The 17,563-nt window shown below is 59.5% G+C and carries 16 protein-coding genes; 7 read left to right on the top strand and 9 right to left on the bottom strand.

The genetic code is table 11. The features are described 5' to 3' along the window. The first annotated feature begins 6 nt into the window (after positions 1-6). The 5 genes from LOY38_RS08865 to LOY38_RS08845 all read left to right on the top strand — a co-directional run bounded on the left by LOY38_RS08865 (position 7) and on the right by LOY38_RS08845 (position 4,992). Positions 7-1,341: a TRZ/ATZ family hydrolase gene (locus LOY38_RS08865; protein ID WP_258699686.1), complete on the top strand. Its 1,335-nt coding sequence runs from the start codon at positions 7-9 to the stop codon at positions 1,339-1,341. Between the two features lie 57 nt (positions 1,342-1,398). Beyond that, entirely contained in the window at positions 1,399-2,097 is a 699-nt protein-coding gene (gene ubiG, locus LOY38_RS08860) for a bifunctional 2-polyprenyl-6-hydroxyphenol methylase/3-demethylubiquinol 3-O-methyltransferase UbiG (protein WP_258699685.1), read from the top strand. A gap of 4 nt (positions 2,098-2,101) precedes the next feature. Beyond that, positions 2,102-2,773 (top strand): N-acetylmuramic acid 6-phosphate phosphatase MupP, encoded by a 672-nt coding sequence (gene mupP / locus LOY38_RS08855; RefSeq protein WP_258699684.1) that lies wholly within the window; start codon positions 2,102-2,104, stop codon positions 2,771-2,773. A gap of 177 nt (positions 2,774-2,950) precedes the next feature. After that, positions 2,951-3,691 (top strand): YciK family oxidoreductase, encoded by a 741-nt coding sequence (locus LOY38_RS08850; RefSeq protein WP_258699683.1) that lies wholly within the window; start codon positions 2,951-2,953, stop codon positions 3,689-3,691. Positions 3,692-4,065: 374 nt separating this feature from the next. Then, positions 4,066-4,992 carry a GGDEF domain-containing protein gene (locus tag LOY38_RS08845; protein WP_258699682.1) on the top strand — a complete coding sequence of 309 codons (927 nt, stop codon included), beginning with the start codon at positions 4,066-4,068 and terminating at the stop codon, positions 4,990-4,992. 135 nt (positions 4,993-5,127) lie between these two features. Here LOY38_RS08845 and LOY38_RS08840 read toward each other — a convergent pair whose 3' ends face one another. The 7 genes from LOY38_RS08840 to LOY38_RS08810 all read right to left on the bottom strand — a co-directional run bounded on the left by LOY38_RS08840 (position 5,128) and on the right by LOY38_RS08810 (position 13,152). Further along, positions 5,128-5,889 carry a TenA family transcriptional regulator gene (locus LOY38_RS08840; RefSeq protein ID WP_408980574.1) on the bottom strand — a complete coding sequence of 254 codons (762 nt, stop codon included), beginning with the start codon at positions 5,887-5,889 and terminating at the stop codon, positions 5,128-5,130. A gap of 76 nt (positions 5,890-5,965) precedes the next feature. Then, positions 5,966-8,425 (bottom strand): EAL domain-containing protein, encoded by a 2,460-nt coding sequence (locus LOY38_RS08835; protein WP_258699680.1) that lies wholly within the window; start codon positions 8,423-8,425, stop codon positions 5,966-5,968. A 202-nt stretch (positions 8,426-8,627) separates the two neighbouring features. Continuing rightward, positions 8,628-10,454, bottom strand: a complete 1,827-nt coding sequence (locus LOY38_RS08830; RefSeq protein WP_258699679.1) for an ABC transporter ATP-binding protein — start codon at positions 10,452-10,454, stop codon at positions 8,628-8,630. After that, positions 10,447-11,049, bottom strand: a complete 603-nt coding sequence (locus LOY38_RS08825) for a DsbA family protein (protein WP_258700685.1) — start codon at positions 11,047-11,049, stop codon at positions 10,447-10,449. Before LOY38_RS08825 ends, LOY38_RS08830 begins: the two co-directional genes overlap by 8 nt. Before the next feature lie 36 nt (positions 11,050-11,085). Then, positions 11,086-12,027, bottom strand: coding sequence for a rhodanese-related sulfurtransferase (locus tag LOY38_RS08820; protein WP_258699678.1), 942 nt, complete (start codon positions 12,025-12,027; stop codon positions 11,086-11,088). Between the two features lie 279 nt (positions 12,028-12,306). After that, positions 12,307-12,606 (bottom strand): BolA family transcriptional regulator, encoded by a 300-nt coding sequence (locus LOY38_RS08815; protein WP_008005913.1) that lies wholly within the window; start codon positions 12,604-12,606, stop codon positions 12,307-12,309. 12 nt (positions 12,607-12,618) lie between these two features. Next, on the bottom strand, positions 12,619-13,152 hold the full coding sequence (locus LOY38_RS08810; protein ID WP_258699677.1) for a DUF2059 domain-containing protein: 534 nt from the start codon (positions 13,150-13,152) through the stop codon (positions 12,619-12,621). A gap of 191 nt (positions 13,153-13,343) precedes the next feature. Between LOY38_RS08810 and LOY38_RS08805 the strand changes: the two genes are divergently transcribed. Beyond that, a complete protein-coding gene (locus tag LOY38_RS08805; RefSeq protein WP_258700684.1) occupies positions 13,344-14,738 on the top strand; it encodes a class II fumarate hydratase in 1,395 nt (464 codons plus the stop codon). Positions 14,739-14,782: 44 nt separating this feature from the next. Here LOY38_RS08805 and LOY38_RS08800 read toward each other — a convergent pair whose 3' ends face one another. Beyond that, the gene (locus tag LOY38_RS08800) at positions 14,783-15,742 is read right to left on the bottom strand and encodes a DMT family transporter (RefSeq protein ID WP_258699676.1); all 960 of its coding nucleotides are present in this window, start codon (positions 15,740-15,742) and stop codon (positions 14,783-14,785) included. Between the two features lie 201 nt (positions 15,743-15,943). Between LOY38_RS08800 and LOY38_RS08795 the strand changes: the two genes are divergently transcribed. Next, complete coding sequence (locus LOY38_RS08795) at positions 15,944-16,138, top strand: DUF6316 family protein (RefSeq protein ID WP_258699675.1); 195 nt, start codon at positions 15,944-15,946, stop codon at positions 16,136-16,138. Positions 16,139-16,275: 137 nt separating this feature from the next. Here the strand turns inward: LOY38_RS08795 and LOY38_RS08790 are convergent, their stop codons facing one another. Next, positions 16,276-17,460, bottom strand: coding sequence for a thiolase family protein (locus LOY38_RS08790; protein WP_258699674.1), 1,185 nt, complete (start codon positions 17,458-17,460; stop codon positions 16,276-16,278). Positions 17,461-17,563: the final 103 nt, after the last annotated feature.

Genomic DNA, 17,563 nt, shown 5'->3' with positions numbered 1-17,563 from the left:
CTCTCGATGCCGACCCCCACCGCTGCGCTCGACCTATTATTGCTGCCGACCTGGCTGGTACCCGTCGAACCGGCTGGCGTGGTCCTTAAAGAGCATGCCCTGGGCATCCGCGACGGTCGCATCGTATTTATCGGCCCGCGCGCAGCAGCCTTGAAGCTTAACGCAACCGAAGTCCGCGAATTGCCGGGCATGCTGCTCAGCCCCGGCCTGATCAATGCCCACGGGCATGCGGCAATGACGCTGTTCCGCGGCCTGGCCGACGATCTGCCGCTGATGACCTGGTTGGAAAACCATATCTGGCCCGCTGAAGCGAAGTGGGTCGACGAGGCTTTCGTACGCGACGGCACTGACCTGGCCATCGCCGAGCAGATCAAAGGTGGCATCACCTGCTTCTCTGACATGTATTTCTTCCCGAAGGTCGCCAGCGAACGCGTACATAACAGCGGCATTCGCGCCCAGATCGCCATTCCGATCCTCGATTTCCCGATTCCAGGCGCCAGCACGGCGGATGAAGCCATTCGTCAGGGCGTCGAATTATTCGGCGATCTCAAGCATCACGAGCGAATAAAAGTCACCTTCGGCCCCCATGCCCCCTACACCGTGGGCGACGAAAACCTGGAAAAAATCCGGGTGATCGCCGAAGAGCTGGACGCCTCGATTCATATGCACGTCCACGAAACCGCCTTCGAAGTGCAGCAATCAGTGGAACAACGCGGCGAACGGCCACTGGCCCGCCTCGGCCGCCTGGGCCTGCTCGGGCCGCGCTTCCAGGCCGTTCACATGACCCAGATCAGCGATGAAGACCTGGCGCTGCTGGTAGAAAGTAACACCAATGTGATTCATTGCCCGGAGTCGAACCTGAAGCTGGCCAGCGGTTTCTGCCCGGTCGAGCGCTTGTGGCAGGCCGGGGTCAATGTGGCGGTCGGCACCGATGGCGCGGCCAGCAATAATGACCTGGACCTGCTCGGCGAAACCCGCACCGCCGCGTTGCTGGCCAAAGCGGTCGCCGGCTCGGCCACCGCGCTGGACGCCCATCGCGCCCTGCGCATGGCCACGCTCAATGGCGCCCGCGCACTGGGAATCGAAGCTGAAACGGGTTCGCTGGAAGTCGGCAAAGCGGCGGACATCGTCGCGTTCGACCTGTCGGGCCTGGCGCAGCAACCGGTCTACGACCCGGTTTCGCAACTGATTTATGCCACTGGCCGCGACTGCGCGAAACACCTTTGGGTCGCTGGCAAGCAACTGCTCGACGACGGCCGCCTGACCCGCCTGGATGAAGCGCAACTGTGCGCCATGGCCAAGGCCTGGGGCCAGCGCATCAGCGGCCATACCGAATCGTAAGCACCCTGGACCAAAACCGGGGCAACAGGATTTTTCAAGTTTTAGAGGACTGACACCATGAGCAACGTCGACCACGCCGAAATCGCCAAATTCGAAGCCCTGGCCCATCGCTGGTGGGACCGCGAAAGCGAGTTCAAACCGCTGCACGACATCAACCCGCTACGGGTCAACTGGATCGACGAGCGCGTCAATCTGGCCGGCAAGAAAGTTCTCGACGTCGGTTGCGGCGGCGGCATCCTCAGCGAAGCCATGGCCCAGCGCGGCGCCACCGTCATGGGCATCGACATGGGCGAAGCGCCACTGGCGGTCGCACAGTTGCATCAGCTGGAATCCGGCGTGAATGTCGAGTATCGCCAAATCACCGCCGAAGCACTGGCCGAGGAACTGCCTGAACAGTTCGATGTGGTCACCTGCCTGGAAATGCTCGAACACGTACCGGATCCGTCTTCGGTCATCCGCGCCTGCTTCCGCATGGTCAAACCTGGCGGCCAGGTGTTCTTCTCCACCATCAACCGCAACCCGAAGGCCTATCTGTTCGCCATCGTCGGCGCCGAATACATCATGAAGCTGCTGCCGCGCGGCACCCACGACTTCAAGAAATTCATCCGCCCTTCCGAGCTGGGTGCCTGGAGCCGCATGGCCGGCCTGACCGTCAAGGACATCATTGGCCTGACCTACAACCCGCTGACCAAGCACTACAAACTGGCGGCCGATGTCGACGTCAATTACATGATCCAGACCCTGCGCGAGGAGTAAGCCGATGCGTATCAGAGCAGTTCTTTTCGACATGGACGGCACCCTGCTCGACACCGCGCCGGACTTCATTGCCATCTGCCAGGCGATGCGCGCCGAGCGTGGTTTGCCGCCAATGAACGACAAGCACATCCGCGACGAGATCTCCGGCGGCGCCAGGGCGATGGTCGCTGTGACCTTTTCCATGGACCCGGAATCGCCGGGCTTCGAAGCGCTGCGCCTGGAATTTCTGGAGCGCTATGTCAAAGGTTGTGCGGTGCACAGCAAGCTCTTTGACGGCATGGGCGAATTATTGGCCGACATCGAGAAGGCCAACCTGATCTGGGGCGTGGTCACCAATAAACCGCTGCGCTTCGCCGAACCGATCATGCAGCAACTGGGGCTGGCCGAGCGTTCGGCGCTGCTGATCTGCCCGGATCATGTGAAGAACAGCAAGCCGGACCCGGAGCCGTTGATCCTGGCGTGCAAGATGCTCGACCTCGACCCGGCCAGTGTGCTGTTTGTCGGCGATGACCTGCGCGATATCGAGTCCGGGCGAGATGCCGGCACCAAAACAGCCGCCGTGACCTATGGCTATATTCATCCGGACGATAACCCGCGGCATTGGGGTGCGGATGTGGTGGTCGATCATCCGCTGGAGTTGCGCCAGGTGCTGGATAGCGCCCTCTGTAGCTGCTGAGACCCGTTTTCAGGCTCCGGGGATGTGGCGTGAATGCTGACGCCTTCGCGGGCAAGCCCGCTCCCACAGGATCACGTTGCCGGGAGAAAATGTGTGAACACTCTCAGTCCTTGTGGGAGCGGGCTTGCCCGCGATTGGCCGCGCCGCGATCTGTCTTCTGTTTTTGTGAGGTTTTTTATGTTTGATTATTCCGCCCGCCCCGAATTGCTCAAGGACCGGGTCATACTGGTCACCGGCGCTGGCCGTGGCATCGGTGCTGCCGCCGCAAAAGCCTACGCCGCTCATGGTGCCACCGTGCTGTTGCTGGGCAAGACCGAAGCCAACCTGACGCAGGCCTATGACGAAATCGAAGCGGCCGGGCATCCACAACCGGTCGTGATCCCGTTCAATCTGGAAACCGCCCTGCCCCATCAATACGATGAACTGGCGGCCATGATCGAGACCGAATTCGGCCACCTCGATGGCCTGCTGCACAACGCGTCGATCATCGGTCCCCGCACACCCATCGAGCAGTTGTCCGGCGAGAACTTCATGCGCGTCATGCACGTCAACGTCAACGCCATGTTCATGCTCACCAGCACCCTGCTGCCGCTGCTCAAGCTGTCGCAGGACGCCTCGGTGGTGTTCACCTCCAGCAGTGTCGGTCGCAAGGGTCGTGCGTACTGGGGTGCTTACGGCGTTTCCAAGTTTGCGACCGAAGGCCTGATGCAAACCCTGGCCGACGAAGTCGATACCGTGGCACCGGTGCGCTCCAACAGCATCAACCCCGGCGCCACCCGTACCAGCATGCGCGCTCAGGCCTACCCTGGGGAAAATCCGCTGAACAACCCGACGCCCGAGGAAATCATGCCGGTCTACCTTTACCTGATGGGTCCGGACAGCACCGGCATCAATGGCCAGGCGTTCAACGCTCAGTAATGCCCGTGCATCGCTTTTGTGTCGCGACGGTTTCCCGACGCGGCACGCAAAACAGGTATTAATTGCAGCCACTTCAAGTCAAATAAACGTCAACGCACTCAGCAGCCCCTCTCGCACAACCTTTCACCTTTTTGATTTAGAACGTTTTTTATCCAACTGAACCGAATGGCACGACTTTCGCTCTAATTTTGCTCAGACACGCCGAGTGAAAGCAAACGGGGCGGAGCGTGAGCCGATAGGTTACTAATCTTCGGTAAAGCGGACTAAACTCGTGCCAAATGTCCTACGGGACTGATGGACCAGTATGACGCGCAGCCCAAAGCCGCTCTCACCCAGCCTGTAAGACAGCCTTACTGCTTAGGGGCTCACGCCATATGAAATCACCTCCCCAGACCAACGCAATTGACTTCGACAGTGCCAAATTGCAACGCCTGGGCTTTGGTCAGCAGCCTCCTCTCCAGGGGCGGCCCGTCAGTCTTGCGCAGTTGCGCCAGGTGCTGGGCCTGAAGCTGCAAACCAGTCTTGAGCCGCAACGCATTCTCGGGCTTTTCTTCCGCGAAATTCAGCGCCTTGTGCCACTGGATGCCTTGAGCTATGAGCATCAGCCCAGCGACTTGCGCCTGCAATTCGGCCTGCGGGGTCATCATTCAATCACCTACAACCTCAGCCATGAAGGCGAGCCGTTGGGTGAACTGGTGTTCCGTCGCAATCAGCGTTTCAGCGAGCAGGAACAGGGCTCTCTGGAATCACTGCTGTCCACCCTGCTCTTCCCCATGCGAAACGCCCTGCTCTATCGAGCGGCGACCCAAAGTGCGTTGCGTGATCCGCTGACCGATACCGGCAACCGCATCGCTATGGATCAGACGCTGCAACGGGAAATCGAGATGTCACGGCGACACTCGCAACCTCTGTCGCTGCTGATGCTGGACATCGATCACTTCAAACACATCAACGACACCTACGGGCACAGTGCTGGCGATGAAGTACTCAAGGCGGTCGCAGCCTCGATCAAAAACCAGTTGCGCAACGTGGACATGGTGTTCCGGTTTGGTGGCGAAGAATTCATGATCCTGCTCTCCAACACCAGTCGGGAAGCCGCGGCCATGGTCGGTGAACGTCTGCGCTTTGCGGCGCAGACTCAGGACTATGTGGCCGATGGCAAGGTGATCGCGCTGACGGTCAGCCTGGGTTGCTCGACCCTGCTGCCCGGCGAGTCTGCCGAAAGCCTGTTACGACGGGCTGACAGTGCGCTGTATGTGGCCAAGCGCGAGGGGCGTAACCGGTTGGCGATGGCTGGCTGAAATTTCAGCAACACTGCATAACCCATGCAGGAGCGGGTTTGCTCGCGAAAGCGGTTTGACATTCAGCATCTGTGTTGAATGTTAAGCCGTCTTCGCGAGCAGCTTCCACATTTGGTTTGTGTCGCTTACAGAGGATCAGCTTTCGGCCAACGCCATCCGCTCACGGGCTACCGGGGTTCTTCCTGCCAGTTCCAACTGCATGCAACGTTCCAGGAACAGGTACATGTAGTCGTAACTTTTGCAGACAGCCTGGCGCAATTCCACCTGAAGGGATTTGCTCGGGTTCATGCCCGCCAGGGTGCAGATGATTTCCAGCGCTTCCCATGGATGGGCATCGTCGTACTGGGCGTGCATCTTCAACCACTTCATGGCCCGTTTGCGATCTTCCTCGGGAAACGAGGCCGCATAGACGCCATTGGAACAGACCACTGCCGACCACTCCCCGGTTGCACCCTCGATGGCGTAGTTGGTGGCGGCGATGGCCACGATCAACGAATCCGACGAACTGGTGTGCCAACACCAGTGGCTCAAGGCGTGAAGTTCAGGGGTAACCTGCTGCGCTCGCAGATCTTCCAGGCTGACGCCGTGAGCACGACTCCAGTGCACCCAGTAGTCGGCATGGTTCAATTCGACGCGAATGTTGCGCATCAGCCAACGACGCGCCATGTCTTCGCCAGGGTGGCGCGCAAATCGGGTTTTTGTCAGGTTCTGTGCCATGTATAACGCGAACTGTTCGACCACTGGCCAGCCACCAATGAGGTACTGACGCATGGTTTTTGCGCTGAGTCTGTTATCACGCATGCGCTGATACAGTTCGTGTTCGACAACCCGGCGCTTGCTCTCGCTGCAATCCTGAATCAATTGCTGAGCCCAGGCGGGGTAACTTGCAGCTTCCATGAGTGGTCCGGTTCGGTTGAATGTGTCGATCACTGTCGGCTCCTTTTGATTGTGATTTTAAGATCAGCAAGAGATTTCAACGGAACGTGCCGGGCGCCTTGAATAACAAAGGTTGTGGCCTGGCAGGACGACTTTGCAAACTATCGCAGGTAAACAGATGCGGGCGTTCAATCACATACCCTTGAGCGTAATCCACCCCGATCTCCAGCAATGCCTGCTCGATCTGAGGTGTTTCAACGAACTCGGCAATCGTGCGCTTACCCATGACATGGCCGATGTGGTTGATCACTTCGACCATGGCGCGGTTAATCGGGTCGTCCAGCATATCCTTTACGAAACTCCCGTCGATCTTCAGGAAGTCTACAGGTAAATGTTTCAAGTAAGCGAATGAGGACATACCGGCGCAGAAGTCATCTAATGAAAAGTGGCAACCTAAACCTTTGAGTTCATTGATAAATCTAATTGCGCTTCCTAAATTGGAAATCGCGCTGGTTTCTGTAATTTCAAAACAAATCATTTCAGGCGGAATTGAATAGGTAACAAACTGTTCACGAAGGAAGTCCAGAAACGCCTCGTCTCCGATCGTAATACCTGACAGATTTATCGCACACATGGCCAACGGCCCTTGGCGTTCTTCAGTGATGGCTTGGGCAATGACCTTGAAAACGTTCTCCACCACCCAGCGATCAAGCGACGTCATCAAACCATAACGCTCAGCGGCCGGAATGAAACTGTCCGGCAGAATCATGCGCCCGGCTTCGTCATGCAGGCGCAGCAGGATTTCGATATGCCCGCCGCCCTGCTCGCCAGGGCCAAGGGGCGCGATTTCCTGGGCATACAGGCAAAAGCGGTCTTCTTCCAATGCCATGTGCAAGCGCTGCACCCAGGCCATCTCGCCAAAGCGCAGAGACAGCTCCGAGTCGTCGGCGTGATAGACCTGAACCCGGTTGCGACCCTTTTCCTTGGCCATATAACAGGCCATGTCAGCCGCACGCAGCGAAGCCTCGAGGGTGGCCGGACTCTGGGCCACATGCACCAGACCGATACTCACCGTGGTCACGAACGGCCGGCCTTTCCAGACAAAATGCAGGTTCTGCACGGTCAGCCGCAGGCCTTCGGCAATTTTCTCGGCCGCTTCCGGCGCACAGTTTTCCAGCAAAATACCGAACTCGTCGCCCCCTAACCGGGCCAGGGTGTCGCCTTCGCGCAAACCTGATTGCAGCAACGCACAAATATGCCGCAACAGCTCATCGCCCGCGGCATGACCGCAGGTATCGTTGACCAGCTTGAATTGATCCAGATCGAGGAACATCAAGGCGTGACGCCCCACCTGTCGCGTCAGGTGATGCAGGGCTTGCTCCAGGCGATATTCGAATTCGCGGCGGTTGGCCAGCCCGGTCAAGGCGTCATGGGTCGCTTGCCAGGACAGATTGGCGATGTACTGCCGCTCCTGGGTCATGTCATGCAGCACCAGCACGGTGCCACTGACCTTACCCGTGTTGCGGATCGGCGCGCCGACCAGAGTGACCGAGACCGTACTGCCATCCAGCCGCTGGATCAGTCTGGAATGTTCGCTGCCACCGCTGAACTGCCCGCTCAAAATGTGCTCGATCAAGGTAAAACCGTCGGCCTGAGCGTTCTCGTCCAGCAGGTTGAACAGCGCCGCCAATGGCAACCCCGCCGCCTGTTCGGCTTTCCAGTGCGTCAAGGCCTCGGCGGCCGGGTTCATGTAGGCGATCGCGCCCTCGACGTCCGTGGTGATCACCCCGTCGCCAATCGATTGCAAAGTGATCTGCGCCCGGTCTTTCTCCAACTGCAAGGCATCGGCGAAAGCATGGCGCTGCTTGAGCAGCTTGTGGGTGCGCAGCAAGGCCAGCACGATCAGGCCCAGCGCCGTGGCGAGGTTCGTCACCAGCAGCAGCCGGAGAATCATGCGTGAGCCCTCGCCCAAGGCATCGCTGAACGCTTTGGCAGGGGGCGTCACGCCATCGTTGATGACTAAAATCTGCTCCTTCCAGCGCTTGATGTCGGCATCGCTGGCCTGGCCATCGACAATACGCTGATGCATCTCCCGCGCGACATCATCGAGCCGCACCAGGTACGCGTCACCGACCGTCCAGAGCTCGATGGCTTTTTCAAGGTAACTGAAGTGCCGGAAATTGAGGTACAGCCAAATCAGGCTGGAGACGTCGTCCGGGTGATTGCCGCCTTTGAGAATCGCGAGCCGCGCGGCCTCGATATTCGGTGGCTGATGATCCAGCGCCATACGCAACTCATGGCCACCCTGAGGCACGGCAATCGCATTCTGGTATTTGAGAAAGATCGTCTCGTCGCGGCTGTCGGCGTAGAGATTGAGGTAATAGATGGCGTCTTTCTGGCCCTTGGACCACAGGCTTTCACCGCCGACGTAGCCGCGAACCGCCGAAAGAACGTAAAGACTGACGCCGCCCAACAGTGCCTGAAACAACACGACGGCGATAAATGGCCAGACGATGCCCAACAGCCGAGGCGTTCCGAGAGTCCGCTTTTGCTTCATGAGGTCCCTTGCATCAGCACAGCCTGATGAACACCCGAATAAGTCCCGCACCCGACAGCACAGACTAGGCTAATTTTCGACACTTCGAATGATCGGGCACGCAGCTAAAACCCGATGGTCTGATCAGACAGAGCATGAAAACGCCAATGTCGGATTTCCCCCGGGACAGCTCAAACACTAAGTACAGTAAATCGCACGACGTTCAAGGTCGTTGAATTTGCTGCAAATGCCCGTAAAGCTTGGCGTACAAACCACCATCGGCAATCAGCTGCTGGTGGTCGCCATCCTCGGCAACCTGCCCGCCGTCGAATACCAATACCCGGTCAGCCTGCTTCACGGCCGACAACCGGTGCGCAATGATCAACGTGGTGCGATGGCTCAAGAACCGCGCCAGCGCCTGGTGCAGGTTGTATTCAGTGGCGGCGTCCAGGGCGGACGTGGCCTCGTCGAGGATCACCACCTTGGGTTCGGCCAGCACCATCCGCGCAATGGCCAGACGCTGACGCTGCCCGCCGGATAAACGCACGCCGGAACGCCCGACGATGCTGTCCAGGCCATTGGGCAATGCACGCACCGTGTGGTGCAGCTGAGCAATTTCCAATGCCTGCCAGCAGGCTTCGTCGCTGCGTTCGCGGCCCATGGTCAGGTTAGCCCGCACGGTGTCATTGAACAGGGCGGGATGCTGCAAGACCACGGCGACATTCTCACGCACGGTTTCCAGGCCGATCTCTTGCTGAGTCGAACCACCGAAACGGATGGTGCCGGCCAGCGGCGTGTACAAGCCCAGCAGCAACTGCACCAGCGTGCTTTTGCCACCACCGCTGGCGCCGACAATCGCGACTTTTTCACCGGGGGCAATCGACAGGTTCATTTGGTTCAGCACCAGTTCATCGCCGTAGCCGAAACTCAGCCCTTGAACTTCGATGCCCACCGTGTCGCGCCCCTGAAACGGGTCAACAGTGCCGGTGTATTGCGGCTCGTCGGCACGGGCCAGCAGCTCGTTGATCCGCGACAGCGCACCGCCGGCGGCGTAAAAGGCGTACTGCAGGTTAAGCAGCTGTTCCACCGGACCGATCATGAACCACAGGTAACTGAACACCGCCAGCATCTGGCCAATGGACAGGTCGGAAAACAGCACGGTGAGCATGGCCGCGGCGCGAAAAATATCGATGCCGAACTGGAACAGCAAACCGCTGGCCCGGTTCGATGCATCGGTTTTCCACTGCGAGTTCACCGCGTAATCGCGTACTTCCCGCGCTCGCTGCCCCAACCGTCCGAGGAAAAAACCCTGACGGTTACCGGCGCGCACTTCCTGGATGGCGTCCAGGGTTTCGGTCAAGGCCTGAGTGAAACGCGAGGTGCTGTCGTTCTCGAGCTTCTTCAGATGTTTGACGCGCTTGCCCAGCTGCACCGTGGCGTAGATCACCAGCGGGTTGAACAACAGAATCAGCAGCGCGAGTTTCCAGTGCATCCACATCAGGATGGAGGCGGTGCCCACCAACGTCAGCATGGCCACGAGGAAACGACTGAGGGTTTCACCGACGAATTTGTCCAGCGTGTCCAGGTCAGTGACCAGGTGAGTGGTCACCGTGCCGCTGCCCAGGCTTTCGTATTCCCCCAGCGAGATGCGCTTGAGCCGTTCGATCAGCCGCACCCGAATCCGATACACGATGTCCTTGGCCAGCGCCGCAAACAATTTCGCCTGCACCACGTTGAGCATCAAGGCGGTGCAGCGCAGCACCAGGGTCACCAGCAGCATCAGACCAATGTAACCCGCGGCTTTCTGCCAGCCTTCGGGCAGCGCGTGGTTCATGATTTTCAGTGCGGCGTCACCGTGGCCCAGCAGCACTTCGTCCACCAGCAACGGCAACAGCAACGGGATCGGCACGCTGCACAGCGTTGCCAATACCGCTACGCCATTGGCGATCCACAGGGATTTTTTATGGTGCAGGGCCAGACGACGGATTTCCGCCCAGCTCAGCCGATCGACACGTTTGGGAGCCGCTGCATCATCGGGCAGATCATGCACAGGCTGCGCGCTCCAGCCAGCGGCCGAGCAACGGTGACAACTCGCTCAGGGGCTGATAACCATTGGTCAGCAGCGCCAATTGACCATCACGCTCCGCCAGCAAGGTCGGGAAACCGGCAATGCCCAGGTCCTGGACCCAGGTGAAATCGGCAGCGGTCGCGGCGTGCTGATCGGCACGATCGAACGCGGAGGCGAACTCGATGCGCGGCAAACCGGCCTGCTCCGCCAGCTCCACCAACACGCTGGCGTGGGTGACGTCGCGACCTTCGACGTAGAACGCCTGCTGGATCAGCCCGAGCAGTGTCCAGGCGCAATCCGGTGCCAGGCTGCGCGCGGTCACCAGTGCCCGACAGGCAGGCTCGGTGTCGTAGACAAGCCCGTCGGGCAATGCGCCCTCAAACTTGAACGGTTGGCCGGTGGCCTCGCTGACCGCCTGCCAGTGCTCAAGGATGTAGCGCCGGGTGGTCGGCTCCAGTGCCGCGCCACTGCCGGTGCGCAAACCACCCACCACCAGATGTAACTCCACACCCGCTGCCTGCGCCTGCTCAACCAGCGCTTTGGCTACCGGAGCGAAGCCCCAGCACCAGGAACACATCGGATCCATCACATAGAGCAGGCGCGCAGACATGGTTCAAGCCTCGGAAGCGGATTGCTTGTAGTTGTAACCGATCGGGTGCGGCATGTTGCGTGCCTTGGCCAGTTCGATCTGCTTCTGCCGGTCGATGGCACTGCGACGGGTTTTCTCGCTCAGCTTATCCCAGCAATGCGGGCAACTGATGCCGGCCACATAGTGCTCGGATGCGCGGTCTTCCACGCTGACGGGCGTACGACAGGCATGACATTGATCGTAGTCGCCTTCGCTGAGGTCGTGACGAACGGTCACGCGGTTATCGAACACGAAACAGTCGCCCTGCCATTTGGTTTCTTCCTGCGGCACCTCTTCGAGGTACTTCAGAATGCCACCCTTGAGGTGATAGACCTCATCGAAACCCTGGCTGAGCATGTAGCTCGAGGCCTTCTCGCAGCGAATGCCGCCGGTGCAGAACATCGCGACTTTCTTGTGCACGGCCGGGTCGAAATTGGCTTTGATGTAGTCGGGGAATTCGCGAAAACTGGTGGTCTTCGGATCGATGGCGCCTTCGAAGGTGCCGATCGAGACTTCATAGTCGTTGCGGGTGTCGATCAACAGTACTTCCGGGTCGCTGATCAGGGCGTTCCAGTTTTCTGGATCGACGTAAGTGCCGACTTTTTTGTTCGGGTCCACGCCTTCGACGCCGAGGGTGACGATCTCTTTTTTGAGTTTGACTTTGGTGCGATAGAACGGCTGCTCGTCGCAGTACGACTCTTTGTGGTCGATGTCGTCCATGCGTGGGTCGTTCTTGAGCCAGGCCATCAGCCCGTCAATGCCTTCGCGGCTGCCGGACACGGTGCCGTTGATGCCTTCTTCGGCGATCAGCAGGGTGCCCTTGATGCCATTGTCGACCATCGCTTGCAGCAGTGGCTCGCGCAGGTCGACGTAATTTTCCAGGGTGACGAACTTATACAGTGCCGCCACGACAATCTGTTGTGTCATGGGTAATTCTCCAGGTGGCTACCCTCGTAAGGGGTGAACCGGATACGAAAAAAAACGCGCCGGGTGAGCGGCGCGTTGCGGATTCTAGCAAAAACGGCGTGATTTTAGGACTGCGAGAATGCCTTTGTGGCGAGGGAGCTTGCTCCCGCTCGGCTGCGAAGCAGTCGTAATGCTGGCGACTGCACTCTTTCAGACAGAACGCTGTTGCAGGTTTTGGGACTGCTTCGCAGCCCAGCGGGAGCAAGCTCCCTCGCCACAACAGCGCTTCAGCCCTTCACATTAATGCTTACTGCCGCCAGCACAGGTCGGCGAAGCCGGAGCCGCGTCGATCTGTGCCCATTCTTGCGGCGTGTAGGTATGCAGCGCCAACGCATGGAACTCGCCCATCAGTTCGCCCAAAGTGCCGTACACCTTCTGGTGACGCTTGACGCGATTGAGCCCTTCGAACTGCTGGCTGACCACCACCGCCTTGAAGTGGGTCTGCAACCCACGGCTGTGCATGTGGCTTTCATCCAGCACTTGCAGATGCTCGGGCTGCAACAGCCCCAGGGTCGATTCGATGCGTTGTTGCATGGTCATACCGAACTCCGCTTAAGGCTTTTTCTTGGCAGGAGCAGGTGCAGTAGCTGCAGCCTTAGGATCCAGTTCGTTGGTCATGTCAGCCAACAGTTTGTTGACCACAGGCACCGCGCTTTCCAGCTTGGCTTGAGTCATCTGGGCCGATTGCTGAGTCAGCTGCGGCATTTTTTCCAGGACTTTCTTGCCCAGTGGCGACTTGTAGAACGCAACCAGGTCCTTGAGCTCGGATTCACTGAAATTGGTGGTGTAGAGCTTGACCATGTCCGGCTTCAGCTTGTTCCAGCCAATGGCTGCGTCCAGAGCGGCGTTGGCCTTGGCCTGGTAGGTTTCCAGCAGGGCTTTTTTCGATTCAGGGGCTTTGGTCTGTTCAAAGCGCTGAGCGAACATTTGCTGCACTTGCATGTACACCGGAGTGCCCAGTTTGTCAGCGTGCGCCAGGGTCAGGAAAGCTTCGGCACTGGCGTTGTGGCTGGCGGTATCGGCAAAAACCTGGCCGCTGGCGCAAACCAGTGCAACCGCGGTACAGATGGCACGAAGACGAGTCATCGAGTTTCCTTTTCTAGCAGGCGAGGTAAAACCCCAAGGGCGTCCATTCTGCGCCTAAAAAAGTGTGTCGCTCAACCCCAAGCCTTGTCGGGCCTGATTTAGAGGGGTTGAACGGTCAAAATATCGACTGATGGAACCACGACCGGCGATCACGGCCTAAACTGCGCTATCGACCTACAGGAGTGTGCATGATGAGCCGTATCGAAACCGACAGCCTGGGCCAGGTGGAAGTCCCGGACGAAGCTTACTGGGGCGCTCAGACACAACGCTCGCTGATCAACTTCGCCATCGGCAACGAACGCATGCCGCTGGCGGTGCTGCACGCCCTGGCCCTGATCAAGAAAGCCGCGGCGCGCGTCAATGATCGCAATGGCGACCTGCCCGCCGACATCGCCCGCCTGATCGAACAGGCCGCCGACGAAGTGCTCGACGGCAACCATGACGATCAGTTCCCGCTGGTGGTCTGGCAGACCGGCAGCGGCACCCAGAGCAACATGAACGTCAACGAAGTGATCGCCGGTCGCGCCAACGAACTGGCCGGCAACCCGCGTGGCGGCAAGACCCCGGTGCACCCCAACGATCACGTCAATCGCTCCCAGAGTTCCAACGACTGCTTCCCCACGGCCATGCACATCGCGACGGTTCAGGCGGTGCAACAGCATTTGCTGCCGGCGATCAGCGAGTTGTCTGGCGGGCTGGCGGAGCTGTCCGCGCGGCACATGAAACTGGTCAAGACCGGTCGTACCCACATGATGGACGCCACGCCGATTACCTTCGGCCAGGAACTCTCGGCGTTCATCGCACAACTGGATTACGCCGAACGGGCGATCCGCAGCGCACTGCCGGCGGTCTGTGAACTGGCTCAGGGCGGCACCGCGGTCGGCACCGGGTTGAACTCGCCCCACGGTTTTGGCGAAGCGATCGCCGCCGAACTGGCCGCCCTCTCCGGCCTGCCGTTCGTCACCGCCCACAACAAATTCGCCGCCCTGGCCGGTCACGAGCCGTTGGTCACCCTATCCGGCGCCCTGAAAACCCTCGCCGTGACCCTGATGAAAATCGCCAACGACCTGCGCGTGCTGGGCTCCGGACCTCGAGCCGGGTTCGCTGAAGTGAAACTGCCGGCCAACGAGCCGGGCAGCTCGATCATGCCCGGCAAGGTCAATCCGACCCAATGCGAAGCGCTGTCGATGCTGGCCTGTCAGGTGTTGGGCAACGACGTCGCCATCGGTTTTGCCGCCAGTCAGGGGCACCTGCAATTGAACGTGTTCAAACCGGTGATCATTCACAACCTGCTGCAATCAATCCGCTTGCTGGGCGACGGCTGTAGCAACTTCCAACAGCATTGCATCGCCGGGCTGGAACCGGATGCCGAGAAAATGGCCGAGCATCTGGAACGAGGCTTGATGCTGGTGACGGCGCTGAATCCGCATATCGGCTACGACAAATCGGCGGAGATTGCCAAGAAGGCTTATGGCGAGGGGCTGACCTTGCGTGAGGCGGCGTTGCAGCTGGGCTATCTGACCAATGAAGAGTTCGATGCGTGGGTGAGGCCGGAGAATATGCTGGAGGCCGGTAAGCAGGGGTGAATCACCACCGCCCGTGATCGTTCCCACGCAGAGCGTGGGAACGATCATTCAACCGCCATTTTGGTCTTTCTGGCACGAAGCCCCGCCATCAACGATGGCCCCAACGCCACCAGCGCCGAGCCCACCACTACCAACACCGCCCCGCCATAACCCAGGCCATTGATCTGCTCGGCATGCACATACTCCGGCCATAACCACGCGGCCACAGCCACAGCGGCAAAGGTCACCAGCGGCGTGATCGCCAGCGTCGCACTGACCCGCGAAGCCTCCCAATGGGCCAGCGCTTCGGCAAAGGCGCCGTAAGCGATCAGCGTGTTCAAACAGCACGCCAGCAGCAGCCAGCCTTGCAGCGGGCTCAGTTGCAGCGCTTTCAGTGGATGCACCCACGGCGTCAGCAACAGTGCGCAGAACAGGTAAATCACCATCATTACCTGCAACGAATTCCACACCGTGAGCAACTGCTTCTGACCCAAGGCATAGAAGGTCCAGACCGTGGACGCCAACAGCACCATCAGCACGCCTGCGGTGTAATCGGTGAGGGAGGTGAGCAACTCGCTCAAGCGCTGATTGAAGAACAGCCCAAAGCCGATCAACAGCACCAACAGGCCAATCCCCTGCCCCACGCTGAACCGCTCCTTGAACACGAACAGACTGGCGATCAACAACATGATCGGGCCCATCTGCACCACCAGTTGCGCGGTGCCGGGGCTGAGCAGGTTCAAGCCCATCAGGTACAGCACGTAGTTGCCGACCAGTCCGAGTACCGCCATCAACACCAGACAGCCACCGCGCGGGCCAAGCACTTTGCGACTCGGCAGGCGTTTGGTCGCCGCCAGATAAACGAACAGGCAACCACCGGACACCAGCAGGCGAAACCAGGTCACCGTCACCGGGTCCATCACCAGCAGCACTTGCTTGAGCTTGATCGGCAGGATTCCCCACAGCAACGCAGTCAGCAAGGCCAGGAACAAACCGTACACCCAGCGACCCGATGAAATATGCATGCTGACCCCGAAGCCCATTGGCAAGAACGGTCATTCTAGGCTCAGACCAGAGCGCGACACAGGGACCGTTGCCGGCGGGCCGCAAATGAAACTGTGCAGGTCGCACCATAACGTTGACGATATGCCGTCGATCAGGTGGCCAGGCGTTGCAAGTGGTTCATGCATAAGCTCATTGAAACCGACATCCGCAGGAGATCGCTCATGTACGGCATGCGCGCCCAGGACAACGCCCCCGCCACGCACTTTCGCTGTGACCGGTTGTGTCGTGTCAATGGCGAGTTGTATTTCACCACCCGGGAGCACACGCTGGAGGGGCCGTTTGAAAACCGGGAGGCAGCGATGCGTGAAATTCAGGCGTATGTCGAGCGGATGCAGTTCTTGTGCATAAGCCGGTAAACCGTGGCGCCTGCATCGCGGGCAAGCCCGCTCCCACAGGGTTTGTGGCGTTCGCTGTATTTGTGATCGCCGCCAATTACTGTGGGAGCGGGCTTGCCCGCGATAGCAATGCAACAGTCTCTACATAATCAGGGTACTTACCGCACCGCCTCAAACAACCCCGTAGCCCCCATCCCGCCCCCCACGCACATGGTGACGATGCCGTAACGCAGGTTACGCCGCTGCAACTCACGCACGATGTGCCCGACCTGACGCGACCCCGTCATGCCGAACGGATGGCCGATGGAAATCGAGCCGCCATTGACGTTGTATTTGTCGTTATCGATTTCCAGCCGATTGCGGCTGTACAAGCACTGGGACGCGAACGCTTCGTTGAGCTCCCACAGATCAATGTCGGCAATCTGCAACCCCTTGGCCTTGAGCAACTTCGGCACCGAGAACACCGGGCCGATGCCCATCTCGTCCGGCTGGCACCCGGCCACGGCGAAACCGCGAAAGAAGGCTTTGGGCTTGAGCCCCAGCGCCAGGGCTTTTTCCAGGCTCATCACCAGGGTCATCGAGGCGCCGTCGGACAATTGCGACGAGTTGCCGGCGGTTACCGAGCCGTCTTCGGCAAACACCGGTTTCAATCCGGCCAGACTTTGAAGGGTGGTGTCGGGGCGGTTGCAGTCGTCATGATCGACGATGCCGTCGAGGATCTGCACCTGAGCGGTGGTCTTGTCTTCAACGCGATACTTCACTGCCATTGGCACGATTTCATCGTTGAACAACCCGGCGGCCTGCGCCTGGGCGGTACGCTGCTGGCTTTGCAGGGCATACAAGTCCTGCTCTTCGCGGCTGACGTTGTAACGACGCGCGACGATCTCGGCGGTCTGGCCCATGGGGAAATAGATGCCCGGCACCTGTTCTTTCAGCAGCGGGTTGATCAGGTTGTCGGTGTTGACGCTTTTCATGGTCAGGCTGATGGATTCGACGCCACCGGCGACAATGATGTCGCTGCAACCCGAAGCGATCTGGTTGGCGGCAATGGCAATGGCCTGCAAGCCCGACGAACAGAAGCGGTTAAGGGTCATGCCTCCCGTGCCGATACCCAAGTGCGAGAGCACCGCGACGTTGCGACCGATGTTGTAGCCCTGGGCGCCTTCGTTGGAGCCGGCGCCGACGATGCAATCCTCGACACTGGCCGGGTCGACGTCATTGCGCGTGAGCAGCGCATTGACGCAGTGGGCCGCCATGTCGTCCGGACGGGTCATGTTGAACTTGCCGCGAAAGGATTTGGCCAGGCCGGTCCGCACGCTGTCGACGATCACCACTTCACGCATGGCATACACCTCATTGTTGTTGTCAGTCAGGAGTTGGAACGAGCATAAGTCCAGCCCATGACTGACCGCGACAATCATTCACCCCGCGTATGCGTAGCCATCG

Source organism: Pseudomonas sp. B21-015, from assembly GCF_024749285.1.
Classification (GTDB): Bacteria; Pseudomonadota; Gammaproteobacteria; order Pseudomonadales; family Pseudomonadaceae; genus Aquipseudomonas.
This window is presented reverse-complemented; position numbering and strand designations above follow the sequence as displayed.